General features: G+C 59.6%; 17 protein-coding genes. 5 read left to right on the forward strand and 12 right to left on the reverse strand.

Features of this window, described 5'->3' with window-relative positions:
- Window positions 1-244: 244 nt before the first annotated feature.
- The 12 genes from BM174_RS01800 to BM174_RS01860 all read right to left on the reverse strand — a co-directional run bounded on the left by BM174_RS01800 (window position 245) and on the right by BM174_RS01860 (window position 11,114).
- On the reverse strand, window positions 245-1,024 hold the full coding sequence (locus BM174_RS01800) for an SDR family oxidoreductase (protein WP_093922097.1): 780 nt from the start codon (window positions 1,022-1,024) through the stop codon (window positions 245-247).
- An 11-nt stretch (window positions 1,025-1,035) separates the two neighbouring features.
- A complete protein-coding gene (locus BM174_RS01805; RefSeq protein ID WP_245766235.1) occupies window positions 1,036-1,986 on the reverse strand; it encodes a calcium/sodium antiporter in 951 nt (316 codons plus the stop codon).
- Window positions 1,987-2,154: 168 nt separating this feature from the next.
- The gene (locus BM174_RS01815; RefSeq protein ID WP_093922099.1) at window positions 2,155-2,952 is read right to left on the reverse strand and encodes a S49 family peptidase; all 798 of its coding nucleotides are present in this window, start codon (window positions 2,950-2,952) and stop codon (window positions 2,155-2,157) included.
- Window positions 2,953-3,003: 51 nt separating this feature from the next.
- The gene (locus BM174_RS01820; RefSeq protein ID WP_093922100.1) at window positions 3,004-3,765 is read right to left on the reverse strand and encodes an ABC transporter permease; all 762 of its coding nucleotides are present in this window, start codon (window positions 3,763-3,765) and stop codon (window positions 3,004-3,006) included.
- A complete protein-coding gene (locus tag BM174_RS01825) occupies window positions 3,762-4,724 on the reverse strand; it encodes an ABC transporter ATP-binding protein (RefSeq protein ID WP_093922101.1) in 963 nt (320 codons plus the stop codon). Before BM174_RS01825 ends, BM174_RS01820 begins: the two co-directional genes overlap by 4 nt.
- Window positions 4,725-4,788: 64 nt before the next feature.
- Entirely contained in the window at window positions 4,789-5,301 is a 513-nt protein-coding gene (locus BM174_RS01830) for an SRPBCC family protein (RefSeq protein ID WP_093922102.1), read from the reverse strand.
- Window positions 5,302-5,389: 88 nt separating this feature from the next.
- Entirely contained in the window at window positions 5,390-6,355 is a 966-nt protein-coding gene (locus BM174_RS01835) for an NADPH:quinone oxidoreductase family protein (protein ID WP_093922103.1), read from the reverse strand.
- 89 nt (window positions 6,356-6,444) lie between these two features.
- Window positions 6,445-6,555 (reverse strand): DUF2474 family protein, encoded by a 111-nt coding sequence (locus BM174_RS01840; protein WP_143092407.1) that lies wholly within the window; start codon window positions 6,553-6,555, stop codon window positions 6,445-6,447.
- Window positions 6,555-7,562, reverse strand: a complete 1,008-nt coding sequence (gene cydB / locus BM174_RS01845; RefSeq protein WP_093922105.1) for a cytochrome d ubiquinol oxidase subunit II — start codon at window positions 7,560-7,562, stop codon at window positions 6,555-6,557. The genes BM174_RS01840 and cydB overlap by 1 nt, the downstream gene beginning before the upstream one ends.
- 1 nt (window position 7,563) lies before the next feature.
- Window positions 7,564-8,982, reverse strand: a complete 1,419-nt coding sequence (locus BM174_RS01850) for a cytochrome ubiquinol oxidase subunit I (RefSeq protein WP_093922106.1) — start codon at window positions 8,980-8,982, stop codon at window positions 7,564-7,566.
- An 87-nt stretch (window positions 8,983-9,069) separates the two neighbouring features.
- Window positions 9,070-10,446: a sensor histidine kinase gene (locus tag BM174_RS01855; RefSeq protein ID WP_093922107.1), complete on the reverse strand. Its 1,377-nt coding sequence runs from the start codon at window positions 10,444-10,446 to the stop codon at window positions 9,070-9,072.
- Window positions 10,443-11,114, reverse strand: coding sequence for a winged helix-turn-helix domain-containing protein (locus BM174_RS01860; RefSeq protein WP_093922108.1), 672 nt, complete (start codon window positions 11,112-11,114; stop codon window positions 10,443-10,445). The genes BM174_RS01855 and BM174_RS01860 overlap by 4 nt, the downstream gene beginning before the upstream one ends.
- A 157-nt stretch (window positions 11,115-11,271) precedes the next feature.
- On the opposite strand from BM174_RS01860, the gene BM174_RS01865 reads away from it, so the two are divergent.
- The 5 genes from BM174_RS01865 (at window position 11,272) to BM174_RS01885 (ending at window position 17,535) form a co-directional block, all read left to right on the forward strand.
- On the forward strand, window positions 11,272-12,390 hold the full coding sequence (locus BM174_RS01865; RefSeq protein WP_093922109.1) for a Do family serine endopeptidase: 1,119 nt from the start codon (window positions 11,272-11,274) through the stop codon (window positions 12,388-12,390).
- A gap of 468 nt (window positions 12,391-12,858) precedes the next feature.
- Window positions 12,859-14,451: an ABC transporter substrate-binding protein gene (locus BM174_RS01870; protein WP_093922110.1), complete on the forward strand. Its 1,593-nt coding sequence runs from the start codon at window positions 12,859-12,861 to the stop codon at window positions 14,449-14,451.
- A 68-nt stretch (window positions 14,452-14,519) separates the two neighbouring features.
- A complete protein-coding gene (locus BM174_RS01875; RefSeq protein ID WP_093922111.1) occupies window positions 14,520-15,629 on the forward strand; it encodes a M24 family metallopeptidase in 1,110 nt (369 codons plus the stop codon).
- Window positions 15,623-16,630: an ABC transporter permease subunit gene (locus tag BM174_RS01880; RefSeq protein ID WP_093922112.1), complete on the forward strand. Its 1,008-nt coding sequence runs from the start codon at window positions 15,623-15,625 to the stop codon at window positions 16,628-16,630. The genes BM174_RS01875 and BM174_RS01880 overlap by 7 nt, the downstream gene beginning before the upstream one ends.
- Window positions 16,630-17,535, forward strand: coding sequence for an ABC transporter permease subunit (locus BM174_RS01885; protein WP_093922113.1), 906 nt, complete (start codon window positions 16,630-16,632; stop codon window positions 17,533-17,535). The genes BM174_RS01880 and BM174_RS01885 overlap by 1 nt, the downstream gene beginning before the upstream one ends.
- Window positions 17,536-17,538: the final 3 nt, after the last annotated feature.

A 17,538-nucleotide genomic window follows, 5' to 3' on the forward strand; every position in this document is an offset into this window, starting at 1 on the left:
TGCCGCAAGGGTTAACCTTTCCACCGAACCTGTGGATAAACTTGATGATAACTTCTGGGTTGCGCGATTTTATTGTTGCATCTAACGGGGTTCGTCGGTTTGCCTAATTTTTAGGCAGTTACCCAAGCCTTTGATACTAAATTATATTTTTTGGTCAAAAATTCAAACCACTGATATTAAAGAGCTTTTTGTAACGCTTTTGTGAAGACGGCTGCGCCAGTGCAAAACTTACACCGCCGCCCTGTCAATCAATGCCCATCTCATCCGGCGTTTGCCATCCGAGGTGTTGACCTGCATCTACACACAGCAGTTGCCCCGTCACCGCAGGCGCGTCCAGAAAGTACCCCAGAGCGGCGATAATGTCCTCAGGGTTCGACCCCCGCTCAAGCAGCATTTTAGCCCGCTGATGCTCGAAATGGCGCTGCCGCTGGCGGTGACCTTTCAGGGTCGGGCCGGGTCCGATGGCATTGACGCGAATGGCGGGCGCCAAGGCCTGCGCCGTGGTTTGTGTCATCGCCCAAAGCCCCATCTTGGCAATTGTGTAGGTCATGAAATCGGGCGTCAGCTTCCGCACCTTTTGATCGACCATATTCAGGATCAACCCGACCGAGCGCGGCTCGCCACTGCTATCAGTCTGCGCCTCCAACCATTGCGCCGCCATGGCCTGAGTCAGCAAGAAAGGCGCGCGCAGGTTGCTGTTGATATGACGTTCCCAACTCTCGGAGGTGGCGCTTGTGACGGTGTCATATTCAAAGATGGAGGCGTTATTAACGAGACAGGTAATCGGCCCGCCCAAAGCCTCGGCCGCGCGGGGCAGCAAGGTCTTTGCCGCAGCCTCGTCGAGCAGATCAGCCCCCAATGCTACGGCACGGCGGCCCATCGCCTCGATCTCGCGCACAACTTCATTGGCGCCGTCTTGCGAGCTGGCATAATGAACGGCGACGTCGTAGCCGCGCCCTGCGAGATAAATCGCCATGGCCCGCCCCAGCCGCTGGCCCGCTCCGGTTACCAATGCACGGTTCATGCGATGCTCCTTCAGATAAGCACAACCACCAGATACAGCACGTAAAGCGCCGACAGCACCACGCCCCAGATCCGCGTGATGTCGCGCCCCAGATAGACAAAGGGGATCAGCAGCAGCGACGCGCCCAACATGACCCAAAGATCAAACCTTAAGAACTCGGGATCAACCTTGATCGGCCCGACAAGGCTGGCAATGCCGATGATGGCAAGCAGGTTGAACAGGTTCGACCCGATCACGTTGCCCAACGCCACATCGGCCTGCCGCCGCAGCGCCGCCATAACCGTGGTCGCAAGCTCGGGCAGTGATGTGCCGATCGCGATCAACGTCAGCCCGATCACGGTATCGCTGATGCCGTAAGCCTGCGCAATAATCGTCGCGTTATCAACCAACAGCCCCGCGCCCAGCGGCAGGCCGATCAGGCCCAGCACCAAAAATACCGCGATCTGCCAGCCCGCCATATCAGGGTCGGCGCCTTCGGGATCATCTTCAGGATAGGCTTTGCAAGCATTGCGATGCGCCTTGGCCTGACGGAACTGCCCGAAAAGCACATAGGCCAGCGCCGACAGCAAGATCAGACCGGAAATCCAGTCAAACACACCACGGAAGGCCAGCGCGATAAACAAAACCGAAGCCGCAATCATCAGATTGAACGAACTGCGCGTGCTGCACTCAGAAGTATGCATCACCGCCAGCAAGGCAGGTATGCCCAAAACCAGCAGTATATTTGCAGTGTTCGAGCCAACGACATTGCCCAAGGCCAGACCGGGCGAATTGTCCAAAATCGCCCGGATCGAGATCAAAAGCTCAGGCGCAGAGGTGCCAAACGCCACAATCGTCAAACTGACGAGCAGCGCCGGAACCCCCATACGCAGCGACAGGTTTACGGCACCTTTTACCAGCGCATCCCCCGCCAGAAGCAGGATCACCAGACCCAGCCCGCTTAGCAACCATGGCATCAGCATCAGCCGGTCCCTCCGCAGCTACAGGGACCTTTACCAATCCGGTAGCGGCCGCAGGATTTGCATTTGGTCTGTTTCAAATGTTTGGATCCCAACCAGTGCATCTTGCCGAACCATGCCAGCAGACCCATGAAAACAAGAAAAAGTAGTACAATTTTAAAAACCATAGGGTTAGAGGCCAAACCGCGCAAAGGCGGCCCACTCTTCAATGCCATGCGCCGCGTCTTGCACCATCTGAACGCCAAAGCGTGACAGCATCCCACGCCGTACGCCAAAGCGCCGGAACTTCACCTTGTCGCCAAAGCGGTCCTTCATCATCGGGCGCAGATGGCCGACCCCGTCGATCAGCCCAAGCTCAACTGCGCGTCGGGCCAGCCAGATTTCACCAGTGAACAGGTCTGCCTCGGGGTCGATCTTGCCGGCGCGCCGCGCTTTGACGTGATCAATGAAATTGGCATGGATATCTTCAAGCAGCGTCTTGAGCCGCGCCACGTCCTCGGGCTGTTCGGGGCGAAACGGGTCGAGCATGGATTTGGATTTTCCCGCCGTATGCACGCGCCGTTCAACCCCATGTTCCTTAATGAATTCATGCACGCCGAAAGACGCCGCAATCACACCGATGGAGCCCACGATCGAGCTGGGATCGGCATAAATCTCGTCTGCCGCTGCCGCCAGCCAATAGCCGCCCGAAGCCGCTACATCTTCGACAAACGCGATGACGGGAATGTCTTTCTCCTCCGCCAGACGCCGGATGCGCGCGCCAATCAACGACGACTGCACGGGGCTACCGCCGGGTGAGTTGATCTCCAGCACCACCGCGTCGGGTTTGCCTTTGGAGAATGCCTTTTCGATCACCGGACCCAGCGAGGCGTCATTCAACGCCGCGCGGCCTTGTGCACCGATGGTGCCAGACATGCGGATAACCGCGACCGTCGGGCCGGATTTAATAAACGGGAGCCATTGTTTCATGTCTTCCCATGTAGAGCGGCGGCGAAGGGCAAACAAGGCGACGCCCCCAGATTACTGCCGGATGCGCCAACCTGTGCGGAATATCCACCAGATCACCGCCAAACAGGTGCTTGTAAACAGCCCGATTGCCATGAGGCTGGTCAGGATTGGCACATCAGCCGTGCCAAAGAACGCCCAGCGGAATCCCGAGATCAGATAGACCACCGGGTTGAAGTGCGAAATCGTCTGCCAGACCGGCGGTAACATCGAGATCGAATAGAACGAACCGCCGAGGAAAACCAAGGGTGTGACGATCAACAAAGGCACCAGCTGCAACTGTTCAAAATTGCCCGCCCAAATGCCGATGATGAAGCCCATCAGCGCAAAACTGATACAGGTCAGCACCAAGAACGCCACCATCGCAAAGGGATGTGCGATTGAAATGTCTACGAAGAAAAACGCGGTGATCAGGATAATGACCCCGATGAACAGCGCCTTCAACGCCGCCGCCCCGACATAGCCGATGACGATCTCGATAAAGCTGATCGGTGCCGAGAGAAGCTCGAATATCGTGCCGATGAACTTGGGAAAATAGATCCCGAAAGAGGCGTTGGAGATCGACTGTGTGATAACGCTCAGCATGATCAGGCCCGGCACGATGAACGCACCATAGCTCACACCTTCAACTTCTTGGATGCGGCTGCCGATCGCGGCCCCAAAGACCACGAAATAAAGCGAGGTGCTGAGCACCGGTGACAGGATGCTTTGCGCGATAGTGCGGAAAAACCGCGCCATCTCAAACGAAAAGATCGAATAGATTGCTGTCCAGTTCATGCCACGCCCTCGCCGCCCAATTTGGTGTCGGATTTGTTATCGTCGTGCACCAGATCAACAAAAATATCTTCGAGACTGCTTTGCCGTGTCACCAGATCCGCCAGCACCAAACCCGCTGCAGCAACATCTGCGAGCAGCTTGGTGATGCCCGTGCGCTCGCCGCGCGTATCATAGCTGTAAATCAGCGCACTGCCGTCTTTCGACAAGGTTAGCGCGTCCGATTGCAACGCCGCCGGAATGGCCTCAATCGGCTGGGTCAGTTGTACTTCCAACTGCTTCTTGCCCATCCGCGCCATCAACTTGGCCTTATCCTCCACCAGCAGCAATTCACCCTTGGCGATCACGCCGATGCGGTCGGCAATGGCTTCGGCCTCTTCGATGTAATGGGTGGTCAGGATGATCGTTACGCCATCGGCTTTCAGCCCGGCAACAATCTCCCACATATCCTTGCGCAATTCGACATCAACGCCCGCAGTGGGTTCATCCAAGAACAGCACGCGGGGGTCATGCGCCAAGGCCTTGGCGATCAGAACCCGCCGTTTCATGCCGCCCGAAAGCGCTCGGATCTGGCTGTCTTTCTTGTCCCAAAGCGAAAGTTGGCGCAGCACCTTCTCCAGCGCCGCGTCATCGGGCTTGCGACCAAATAACCCGCGCGAAAAGCGCACAGTATTGATCACCTTTTCAAAGGGTTCGAGGTTAATTTCTTGCGGCACCAACCCGATCATCGCGCGCGCGGCGCGGTAGTCGGTGACCGTGTCATGCCCACCAACCGTCACCGTGCCATCTGTCGGCATCGTGATGCCGCAAACCGTCGAAATCAGCGTGGTTTTCCCCGCGCCGTTCGGACCCAAAAGTGCGAGGATTTCGCCCTCGCGTATCTCTAGAGTTACGCCCTTGAGCGCCTCGAACCCGCCATCATAGGCTTTGCGCAGGTTCTTGATGTCCACGATGGTCGGCATGGGGTTCTCCCGAGTGATCCTGCGCAGGAACCTAGTGCAGCCAGCCCCGAGTGAACAGACCCGTTCAGCCCTTGGAGCGCCCGAACCAGCCCTTCTTCTCCTCAGGTGCCGCAACGTCGGCCTCGCCTTCGGCACCGCCGCCTTCCAAAGTCGCCTGAAAGTTGTCGAAAAACTGGTCGGCCATCTTCTTGGCAAACCCGTCAATGATCCGGCTGCCCAACTGCGCCAGCTTGCCGCCAACTTTGGCTTCCACATCATAGCTCAGCTCGGTGCCGCCGTCTTTTGCGGCCAGCCGCACCTCGGCACCGCCCTTGGCAAAGCCCGCAGCCCCGCCCTTGCCCGCGCCGTCGATCTTGAGCGAGGTATTCTCGACCAGATCGCTCAGCATCACCTCACCCTTGAAGGTCGCCTTGACCGGCCCGACTTTTTGCACAACCGTCGCCTGAAAGCCCTCTTCAACCGAGCCTGTCACTTCCTGCGCGCCCGGTACGCATTTCTGCAACATACCGGGGTCCAGCAAAGCCGCATAAACTTCGGCGGGGCTGGCGGCGATCTGGCGGGTATCTGACATTTGCATGGTGGCGCTCCTCGGTCACTGTTGCGCCGCAGCCTATCAGGTTCCCCCCCGCCGCCAAGCGCAAAGAAGCACCCGAATGGCCTCTCGTTTACCCGTTCACCTGCACAACCACTTTGCCGGTCGCCTTGCGCGTCCGCAAAAGGTCCAGCGCCTCATTGGCCTGATCCAGCGGCAAGACATGGCTCACATGGGGCGTCAATTTGCCCTCGACGTACCAGTCGAACAGCGTCTTGAAACTGTCGGTCAGCACCGAAGGATTTAGCTTGGCATAGCCACCCCAATAGAACCCCAGCACCGTCAGGTTCTTCACCAAAATAATATTCGCCGGAATTTGCGGAATATCGCCACTGGCAAAACCCAACGGGATCAGCCGTGCTTCGGGATTACAGGCGCGCATCGCTGCCTTGAACTGGTCACCGCCGACCGGATCATAGACCACATCGGCCCCGCCCAGTGCCTTGACCACCTCGCGGATATCGTCAGTCTCGGAGTTGATCAGATGGTCCGCCCCTGCCGCGCGGCAAACCTCCAGCTTGTCGGCACCGCGGGCACAGGCGATCACCTCTGCGCCCATCAGCTTGCCCAACTCGACCGCCGTCAGCCCGACCCCGCCAGACGCACCCAGCACCAGCAACCGCTCGCCTTTTTTGAGGTTGGCCTTGTAGCCCAGACCAACATGGCTGGTGCCATAGGCGATCAGAAACGCGGCGGCGTCCTTGGCGCCCATCCCGTCGGGGATTGGCACGCAAACCTCGGCAGGCACGGTGGCAAATTCGGCCAACCCGTCAAATCCGGTATAGGCCGCGACCCGCTGGCCGACCCTCAAACCCGTTACACCCTCGCCCAAGCCGGCAATCTTGCCCGCCATCTCCATGCCCAGCGTAAAGGGCAGCGGCGGCTTTTCCTGATAGGTGCCTTTGATAATCAGCAAATCGCCAAAGTTAAGCCCGCAGGTCTCGACCTCCACCAGCACCTCGCCCTTGCCGGGCACGGGCATTTCAAGCTCCTGCATTTTCAGGGGTTCGTCATAGGCGGTGACCTGCATCGCGCGCATCGGGGGCTTCCTTTCGATCATTTGCGGTCAAATGGGCAGAGCCCGCCGCAATTGGCAAGAGCCGAAGCGTGTGACGTCAGGTGCCATGCCTAGCCCGAGAAAATCATCGCCCTGATGCCATATGCCACCACCCCCAGCGCCGCGACGCTGGCAATCCAGATCACCACAAACCACCCGAAACGACCCAGCCAGCGTGACATCAGTGATAGCCTTCGTCAGGGTCGATCTTGCCGCGAAACACCCAGTAGGCATAGGCGGTGTAGCCAAGGATCATCGGCAACAGCACCAGCGTGCCGACCAGCGTAAAGGCAAGGCTTTCATCCGGTGCCGCGGCCTCGACAATCGTCAGGCTGGAGGGCACGATATAGGGGTAAAAGCTGATTCCGATGCCGATGAACCCCAGCACAAACAGGGCCAGTGCCGACAGAAATGGCGTCACATCCCACTGTCGCGAAAGCCCGACGAACAGCCCGAAAACCGCCAGCGCCACCAATGCAGGCACCAGCACGCTGAAGATCGCTGTAGGCCACGCAAACCAGCGCCCGAAATACGCGTCATTCTGGAACGGCGTCCACAGGCTGACCACAGCCATAAATGCAATCGTAGCTACAGCGAGCGGCCATGCCAACCTGCGCATATGCGACTGAATACGGCCCTCCAGCTTCATGTTCAGCCATGTCGCGCCGAGCATCGCATAGCCCACGGTCACCGCCACGCCTGTCAGGATCGAGAATGGCGTTAGCCAGTCCCACCAGCCGCCGCCATAGGCGCGTCCTTCAACCTCGATGCCCTGCACCAAAGCGCCCAGCGCGATGCCCTGACACAGGCTCGCAGTCAGCGACCCACCAAAGAACGCGGCATCCCACATCGGTTTCCACCGCTTGGTGCGCCAGCGGTATTCAAACGCCACGCCGCGAAACACCAGCCCCAGCAGCATCAGGATGATCGGCATATAAAGCGCGGGCATGACCACAGCATAGGCCAGCGGAAACACCGCAAAAAGGCCGCCGCCGCCCAGTACCAGCCAAGTCTCGTTTCCGTCCCAGATCGGCGCGACCGAATTCATCATGACATTGCGCTCGCCCTCGTCCTTGGTCAGCGGAAACAGCAGCCCCACCCCAAGGTCGAACCCGTCGAGGATGACATAAATCAACACTGAGAGCGCGATGATGCCGGCCCAGATGAAGGACAGTTCAAATCCGTACATATCAGCTCTCCCTGCCTTCGCCTTTGCCCAGATGCTGCTCCGCTGCGGGGGTGGTTCCGGCGGCGCGGGTCGGTGCATCGCGCAGATCGTCCTGCACATGGGCCTCGGCCTTAAAGCTCATCATCCGTAAGATATAAAAAGTCCCCGCCCCAAAGACGAAGAAATACACCACGATAAACGCGATCAGCGAGGCCGCCACTGCCGGTGCCGCAATTGGCGCAAGGCTGTCAGAGGTGCGCAGCAAGCCGTAAACGGTAAAGGGCTGCCGCCCGACTTCGGTAGTGATCCACCCCGCCAGCACCGCGACAAAGCCCATTGGCCCCATCACCATTGCGGCGCGGTGCAGCCAGTTCGCCTCATAAAGCCGCCCGCGCAGCCGCGCCAGCAAGGCCCAAAGGCCCAAGCCGAGCATTGCAAACCCCAGCGCGATCATCACCCGGAACGAAAAGAACACGATCATCACAGGCGGCTCGTCTTCGTCAGGAATTGTATCCAACCCCGCGAGCGGCGCGTTCAGATCGTGCTTTAGGATTAGCGACGACAATTTGGGAATTTCCACCGCATAATCGATGCGCTTTTCCTCCGCGTTCGGGATGCCGAACAGGATCAGTGGAGCGCCATGTTTGTGGCTGTCGTAATGCCCCTCCATTGCCATCACCTTGGCGGGCTGATGTTCCAGCGTGTTAAGCCCATGGGCATCGCCTGCCGCGATCTGCAATGGCGTCACCACCACCAGCATCCACATCGCCATGGAGAACATCTTGCGCGCGGGTGCATCATCGCGGTGGCGCAACAGATGGCGGGCGCCCACGGCCCCGACGACCAGCGCCGTTGTCAGATAGGCGGCCAGCACCATATGGGTCAGCCGGTAGGGAAATGACGGGTTGAATACAATCTGCCACCAGTCCTCGGGCACGAACTGCCCGACCTCGTTGATGCCAAAGCCAGCAGGCGTGTGCATCCACGAGTTGACCGACAGGATCCAAGTGGCCGACATCAGCGTGCCAAAGGCCACCATACCCGTGGCAAACATATGCAACCCGTCGCCGACACGGCGACGGCCAAACAGCATGATCCCCAGAAATCCGGCCTCAAGGAAAAACGCTGAAAGTACCTCATAGGCCATCAGTGGCCCTACCACCGGCCCCGCCTTGTCAGAGAATACCGACCAGTTGGTGCCGAACTGATAGGACATCACGATCCCCGAGACGACGCCCATGCCAAAGGCCACGGCAAATATCTTTTTCCAGTAGTTGAAGAGGATGTGATAGGTCTCGTTGCGCGTCCAGAGCCACAACCCGTTAAGCACGGCCAGAAAGCTCGCCAAGCCGATCGAGAAGGCTGGAAAGATGATGTGAAACGACACGGTGAACGCGAATTGCACCCGCGCCAGCACCTCGGCAGTAAAGCCATCCAACATCTTGCAGTCTCCAAATGTCTTCGCCCCCCTAACTTAGGGCAACTGCGCCATTCGTACACTGAAACAAATTACCGCAGGGCGCCCGCGTCAGGATGGGCGCGCTAGCGGCGCCTGTTCGCGGTCAAATTCCACAACGACCCGCAGCCCCGGCCCCGCATCTTCCAACGTCAATCCAGCGCTATGCAGTTTGGCGACCGCCTCCACCAAGCTGAGGCCCAGCCCATTGCCCGCCGTGTGACGGCTACGGTCGAGACGGTAAAGCCGCTGCAATACGGCGGCGCGTTCGTGCGATGGGATACCAACACCATTGTCCGTCACGCTCAGGCGCGGGGAGCCGTCGATTTGCTCCAGCGCCACACGCACGGTGCTACCCGCTGGCGTGTGGCGCAGGGCGTTTTCGATCAGGTTCGACAGCAACTGCCCGAGCAAGGCGCCATCTCCCAAAACTGTCATGCGGGCGTCACGTGCGTCATATACCAATGTGTGCCCGCCCTCTGCCGCCGAAGGCTCGAACACTTCGACCATGGTGCGACACAGCGCATCCAGATCGACAGGCACAAACCGCGCCTTGGGGCTGCCCGCTTCAACTTGTGCCAGTTGCAACAGCGACTGGAATACCGAAGCGATCCCGTCGAGCTCGGCTTGCGCTTTTGTGACCAACTGGCCCGCGTCCGAGGCTTCATCAACCTGCTGGGCAAGATCGTCCAGATGCACCGCCACCCGCTGGATCGGGGTTTTTAGATCATGGGCGATGTCACTCGAAACCTGCCGCAGCGCCGCGACTGAACGTTCCTGCGCGCCTGCCATCTGGTTGAGCTTGCCACCGATCTGCCGCAGGTCGTCCGACCAGCGCGGCCCGATCTGCACCCGTGCGCCCAAATCACCAGTGGTCATCGCGTCCAAAGCGCGGCCCACCACTTCGACGTGCCTTTTGGAGCGTCGTGCCAGGATCAGCCCGCCGCCCAGCGCCACCAACACAGTGGGCAGCAGACTGACCAGAAGGATGTTCAGGAACACATCGCCAAGCGCGGTAATCTCGGCGCGGCTACGGGCGATAGTGAGCAGCCCGCCATAAAGCGTGTCGGTGAGCGATAGATACGCGCCGCTGTATTCTGCCCGGACAGCATCCAGCGATACGATGTGCCAGCCCTCGTCGTCCCGCGCGATGGCACCGTTGCCATAGATGCGGCCATTGGGCGCGACATAGCTGAGGATTAAACGGTTGGGATCAGTCTCGCGCGATTCCGCCTCGACCAACAGGGCCACGGCCTGCGCATTTGGCGCGGCGCGAAAGCCTGCCATGTCCTGCGTCAGATCGGCCCTGATCGCCGCCTCGAAGGAGGATTGCGTTACCGCATAGCTCGCTGCAAGGCTCAGCAGGCTGACGGCGGTGAAAAGCAGTACCAGCAGCATCGCGAGCCGCAGGGGCATCGAGCGCCATAGCCCGCGCAGCCGCGCCCTCATGGCTTGATCCGGTAGCCAGCGCCGCGCACGGTCTCGATCAACGCCTCGTCAAAGGGGCGGTCGATCTTGGCGCGCAGGCGGCTGATGTGGGTCTCAACGACATTGGTCATCGGGTCAAAGCTGATGTCCCACACCGCTTCGAGCAACATCGTGCGGGTTTGCACCCGCCCCTTGCGGCGCAGCAAGTGCTCCAGCAGTGCAAATTCACGCGGTAAAAGGTCGATTTCGACCCCCGCGCGGGTGACCTGGCGGGTGATCAGGTTCACCTCCAAATCCTGAGTGCGCAACACGGTTTCAGCCTCCAACGCCTGCGGGCGTCGGGCCAGCGCGGCGACACGCGCCGACAATTCGCCAAAGATAAAGGGTTTCACCAGATAGTCATCCGCTCCGGCGTTCAGGCCCGCGATGCGGTCCTCGACATCGCCCAGCGCGGTTAGAAACAGGGTTGGCGTGGTATTGCCCGCAGCGCGCAGCGTCTTGATCAGGGTCAGCCCGTCAACCTGGGGCAGCATCCGGTCCACGATCAGCACATCATAGCTGTTGGAGGTGGCCGCGATCAGCCCGTCCCGACCATCCGCGACCAGATCGACGCTATGCCCCTCCTCACGCAGACCGCGCGCGACATAGGCACCCGTGGTGGCGTCATCCTCGACGACCAGCAATTTCATCTCTTCGGTTCCTCCGGTCGGGTGCCGTGTCTCTCGCTATATAGACGCAATTGACCGAGATGGGGCAAACCTAACAAATTTGTATAGCACGGCAGAGCCGCCTGTAAGCCGTGCGCTCCATATTCCCCTCAGACACAGAAACCCGAGGAGCCTTCCGTTGAAAACCTTTCTGACAAATTCCCCCCGCGCCGCTGCCATCGCGCTGAGCGCCGCACTGCTGTCGACATCCGCCTTGAGCGTTGCGCCAACACAAGCCTTTGCCGTGCCTGCGGGCGGCTACGCCGATCTGGTTGAGGCCGTGTCACCCGCCGTGGTCTTTATCGAAGTCACAGCCAAGGCCCAGCCTGTGCAGATGAACGGCACTCTGCCCCAAGGCATGCCCGAGGAACTGCGCCGCCAATTCGAAGATATGATGCCGGGCCAGCACGGTTCCCAAGCACCGATGCAGGGGCTGGGCTCGGGCTTTATCATTTCGGGTGATGGACAGATCGTGACCAACAACCACGTGGTTGCCGGCGCGGAAACCGTGACCGTGAAGCTTGCCGATGGCCGCAGCTTTGATGCCAAGGTCGTGGGTACTGATCCGTTGACCGACCTTGCGCTGATCAAGATCGAAGCCGATGTAGACCTGCCTTTCGTTGAATTCGGCACTTCCAAGTCGCTGCGGGTTGGCGACGAGGTCGTCGCAGTTGGCAATCCCTTCGGCCTTGGCGGTACTGTCACGTCAGGCATCGTTTCGGCACTGTCGCGGGATATCCAGTCCGGTCCGTTTGATGATTTCATCCAGACTGATGCTGCGATCAACCGTGGCAACTCCGGCGGTCCACTCTTTAACAACGACGGTCAGGTTGTCGGCGTGAACACCGCGATCCTGTCGCCGGGTGGCGGGTCTGTTGGCATCGGCTTTGCCGTGCCTTCCGATCTGGTGCAGACTGTGGTGGCGGATCTGGCCGATGATGGCACCATTGCACGCGGTTGGCTGGGCGTGCAGATTCGCCCGATGACCGACGAGATCGCCAATGTGCTGGGCTATGACACCCCCAAAGGCGCTGTCATCGAAGCGGTGAGCGCCGAGAGCCCCGCCGCCGCCGCAGGTCTCAAGCAAGGCGATATTATCCTGTCGTTTGACGGGCAGGAAATCACGGATATCCGCGATCTGACCCGCGCCGTGGCCACCACCACACCCGATGCTGCCGCCAAAATGATCGTGCTGCGCAAGGGTGCCGAGCAGACGCTCGACGTGACCGTGGGGACGCTGAAGCCTCAGGCGACCTAAACCCCACGCGCCGGCAGGGGCTGCCACCCTTGCCGGACCCCGCCCTTCGGCCCCCTCGTCCGAAGGGCCTCTGGCTGCTGCGTTGGGAAGGCGCGGCGACCAAACAATGACGGCCCTGTGGTTGCGCCCTGCACCACGGGGCCGTTTTTGGTTTGTGTCGGGAGTAGAATCTCTCGGGCGCCAGTTTCCAAAACGCTTAAATTTGCGGCACCACCCAACGCATGTTTTTTCCAACCCCTTATTCTTACGCGAAAATCTTTTGCTTGGCACCGCCGCGCAAATCTGATGGTATGCGCTATGTGCGCCACCTATCCGTTATTGCGGTTAAGCGGGGCAAAACTAAAACTAAGGCACGGGCGCCTGCTCACTCTGCGCATGTCGCAGGAATTCAGGCATCTGAACGATAACAATAAACTGCCGGGGCAAGGCAGAGAAAAAACGATCAAAATAACCACCAGGAGAGAATGAATGTCATTCAAACACAAACTCGCCACGGCGATTACGCTGGCGACGCTGGGCGCATCTGCCGCTTCAGCCCAGTCGCTGGTCTATTGCTCGGAAGGCTCGCCCGAGGGCTTTGACCCCGCGCTCTACACCTCTGGCACTACCTTTGATGCTTCCAGCCATCCGATCTATAACCGTCTGGCGGAATTCAAAGTCGGCACCACCGAAACCCAGCCCGGTCTGGCCGAAAGCTGGGACGTGTCCGAAGACGGCATGACCGTCACCTTCAAACTGCGCCAGGGTGTGAAATTCCACTCCAACGACCAGTTCACGCCGACACGCGATTTCAATGCCGACGATGTGATCTTTAGCTTTGACCGTCAGGGCAATACCGAGAACGCCTACAATCAGGTTTCTGGCGGCACTTGGGAATACTACAGCTCGATGTCGATGCCCGATCTCATCAAGAGCATTGAAAAAGTCGACGATTACACTGTTGTGTTCAGCCTGACCCGCCCCGAAGCGCCAATCATCGCCAATATGGCAATGGATTTCGCCTCGATCGTGTCGAAAGAATACGCCGACGCGATGATGGAAGCTGGCACACCTGAAATGGTCAACCAAGCGCCGATCGGCACTGGCCCGTTCACGTTCCAAGCCTACCAGAAAGACGCGGTCATCCGCTATCTGCGTAACGAAGACTACTGGGGTGACAAGGCCAAGGTCGAAGCGCTGATTTTTGCGATCACGCCGGATGCCTCGGTCCGTTACCAAAAAGTGCAGGCGGGCGAATGTCACGTGATGGCCTATCCAAACCCTGCCGATGTGCAGGCGATGAAGGATGCCGAAGACATCACCGTGATGGAGCAAGAGGGCCTGAACGTCGGCTATCTGGCCTACAACACCAAGGTCGCGCCCTATGATAACGCCAATGTTCGCAAAGCGTTGAACATGGCGATCGACAAGCAGGGCATCATTGACGTGGTATTCCAGGGCTCCGGCGAAATCGCCAAGAACCCGATCCCGCCGACCATGTGGTCCTACCGCGAGGGCACAGTTGACGACAAGCACGACCCTGAAGCGGCAAAAGCGATGCTTGAGGCCGAAGGCGTCAGCGATCTGAAGCTGAAAATCTGGGCAATGCCGGTTCAGCGTCCCTACAACCCCAACGCCCGCCGCATGGCCGAGCTGATGCAGGAGGATTTCTCCAAGATCGGTGTGGAGGTGGAAATCGTCTCCTACGAATGGGGTGAATACCTTGAGCGTTCAAAGGCCGAGGACCGCGACGGTGCTGTGCTGCTGGGTTGGACAGGTGACAACGGCGATCCAGACAACTTCCTCGCCGTTCTTCTGGGCTGCGACGCCGTGGGCGGATCAAACCGCGCACAGTGGTGCAACGAAGAGTTCGACGAGCTGACCAAGAAAGCCAAGGTTCTGCCAACGCAGGCCGAGCGTGCGCCGCTTTATGAGCAAGCGCAGGCGATCTTCAAGGATCAGGCCCCTTGGGCGACCATCGCGCATTCGGTTGTTTATATGACCATGCGTCCCGAGGTCGAAGGCTATGTGGTACACCCGCTGGGCGGCCATATCTTCAATCAGGTCGGTATCACGCAATAAGCGTTTCTTGACCTAAACGGGGCGGTGCATTATGCGCCGCCCCTTCTTATTTCTGCTGGAATTTCATCGTGACCGCATCCCTCTCTGACCGTCTGAGCGCCTATGCCGCTGTAGCTGCCGACCATGGCCTTGATGCCATCGCTCTGGTGCCCGGCCCGAACTTTACCCGCGCGCTTGGCCATTCCTTCATGAGCCACGAGCGCCCCTTTGTGCTGGTGATCCCTGCCCGTGGCCCTGCTGCCGCGCTGGTGCCCAATCTGGAACTGCAAAGCTGGGATCTGGTCGGGTTTGACGGCGCAATCTTCGACTGGCGCGATCAGGATGGCTATGACGCCGCCTTTGCGCAGTTGCTGGCGCATCTGAACATCACCTCTCTGGGTGTCGAAGGTCAGGTCATGCGGGTGTTTGTCCACCATGCTTTGCTGCGCGCCCAAGCCGACCTGCGGATCGAGGACGCCGAGCGCGCCATCTCCGCCCTGCGGATGATCAAAACGCCGCAAGATATCGCCGCGATGCTGGAGGCGATTGCCATCTCGGAACGCGCGCTTACCCATACGCTGGAACGTGTCCGCCTTGGCCAGACCGAAAAAGAGATCGAGCAGATGTTGATCCAGTCGCTCTTTGCCGAAGGGGCTGACGATCTCGCGTTTCCACCGATTGTGGCGGCAGGCGACGGCTCGGCCCGTCCCCATGCGCACGCGCGGCATGACTACCGCGTTAAAGCAGGCGACGCCTTGCTGCTGGATTTCGGGGCGCGCAAGAATGGTTTTGCCGCTGACATCACCCGTACTGTCTTTCTTGATCACGTCACCGACGAAGGTCGGGCCGTTTATGAAACCGTGCTTGCCGCCAATATGCGCGGGCTCGAAATCACCCGCGCTGGTGTCACCGCCCATGAGATTGATGATGCCGTCACAGGCGTGCTCGAAGCTTCGCCCTTTGCTGTCCGCATCCGCACCAAAACCGGCCACGGGCTGGGCCGCGAGGTGCACGAAGCGCCCTATATCATGCGCGGCAATCACATGAGCCTGCCTGCGGGCACGGTTTATACAAACGAGCCCGGCCTTTATCAGATCGACAACTTCGGTGTGCGCATCGAAGACGATGTGCTGATCACCGAAGAGGGCTATACGACGCTCACAAGTTTTCCCAAGGAACTGACGGTGCTGAAATGCTGAATTATGTCCTAAGCCGCCTGCTGACCTTTATCCCGACCTTCCTCGGGGTGACGCTGATTTCCTTCGCGTTCATCCGCGTGTTGCCGGGCGATCCGATCATGGTGATGGCGGGCGAGCGCGGTATGAGCGACGAACGCTATGCCGAATTGAGCGCGCAACTGGGCTATGACCGTCCGATGTATGCGCAGTTTTGGGAGTACCTGACTGGTGTTTTGCAGGGTGATCTGGGGAACTCCTTTGTCACCAAACGCCCGGTCTGGGACGAGTTCTTTTCGCTCTTCCCCGCCACGCTGGAACTGTCGCTTTGTGCGATGATCTTTGCCATGGCCTTGGGCCTGCCCGCCGGCGTGATTGCCGCCGTGAACCGTGGCAAATTCTTTGACCGAGCGCTGATGTCGACCGCCCTTGTGGGCTATTCGATGCCGATTTTCTGGTGGGCGCTGCTGCTGATCATCGTGTTTTCGGGCAATCTTGGCTGGACACCAGTCTCGGGCCGGATTGATCTGCTCTATTACTTCCCCGACCCCACAGGATTTATGCTGATCGACAGCATCGCGTCGGGTCAAAAAGGTGCGCTGGTATCTGCGTTGCGGCATCTGCTGCTGCCGACCATCGTGCTCGGAACCATCCCGCTGGCAGTAATCGCGCGGCAAACCCGCTCAGCAATGCTGGAGGTTCTGGGCGAGGATTACATTCGCACCGCCCGCGCCAAGGGCATGTCTCCGGGCCGGATCAACGGCATTCACGCGCTGCGCAATGCGCTGATCCCCGTGATTACCGTGATCGGCCTCAGCGTTGGCACCCTGCTTGCAGGCGCGATCCTGACCGAGACGATCTTTAGCTGGCCGGGCATCGGCAAGTGGATGGTCGATAGCATTTTCCGCCGCGACTATCCTGTTGTGCAAGGCGGGCTGCTGCTCATCGCGGTCATGGTCATGGTCGTGAACCTCACAGTCGACATGCTCTATGGCATCATCAACCCAAAGATCAGGAAACGCTGATGGACGACGCACTCTCAACCGAAGCCGAGATGGTTCACGCCCGCCCTGGTCGCTTGCGCGAGTTCTGGTTCTACTTCCGCGAAAACCGGGGCGCGGTGATCGGGCTGTGGATCTTTGCCGCCTTTGCGTTTCTGGCCCTGTTTGGCCCGTGGATCGCCCCGCATGATGCCACCGCACAGTTCCGCGCCGATACGCTGGTGCCGCCTTTCTGGCAGGAGGGTGGTTCGTGGAAGTACATTCTCGGCACCGATCCTCTGGGCCGCGATATGCTGTCACGTCTGATCGTCGGCGCACGCTATTCGTTCTTTGTCGGCGTTGTGGTTGTCAGCATCGCGGCGTCGGGCGGCATTCTGATCGGCCTGATCGCGGGTTTTGCGCCACAATGGCTCGACAGTATCATCATGCGGATCATGGATATCATCCTCGCCTTCCCGTCGCTGTTGCTGGCGCTGGTGCTGGTCGCGATCCTCGGGCCCAGCCTGACCAATGCGATGATCGCCATCGCCATCGTCTTGCAACCGCATTACGTCCGCCTGACCCGCGCCAGCGTGCTGTCGGAAAAGCAGAAGGACTATGTCACCTCGGCGCGTGTCGTGGGCGCGGGCTATCTGCGGCTGATGTTTATCACTGTGCTGCCAAACTGCCTTGCGCCGATCATTGTGCAGGGGGCGCTGTCCTTTTCCACCGCAATCCTTGATGCGGCGGCGCTGGGGTTTCTGGGGATGGGTGCACAGCCGCCCACACCTGAATGGGGCACCATGCTGGCCGAAGCGCGCGAATTCATTCTGCGGGCCTGGTGGGTCGTCACCTTCCCCGGCATTGCCATTCTGGTCACCGTGCTGGCGATCAACCTGATGGGCGACGGGCTGCGCGACGCGCTTGACCCCAAGCTGAAAAGGAGCTGAACG

The sequence above is a fragment of the Sulfitobacter brevis genome, assembly GCF_900112755.1.
Lineage (GTDB): Bacteria > Pseudomonadota > Alphaproteobacteria > Rhodobacterales > Rhodobacteraceae > Sulfitobacter > Sulfitobacter brevis.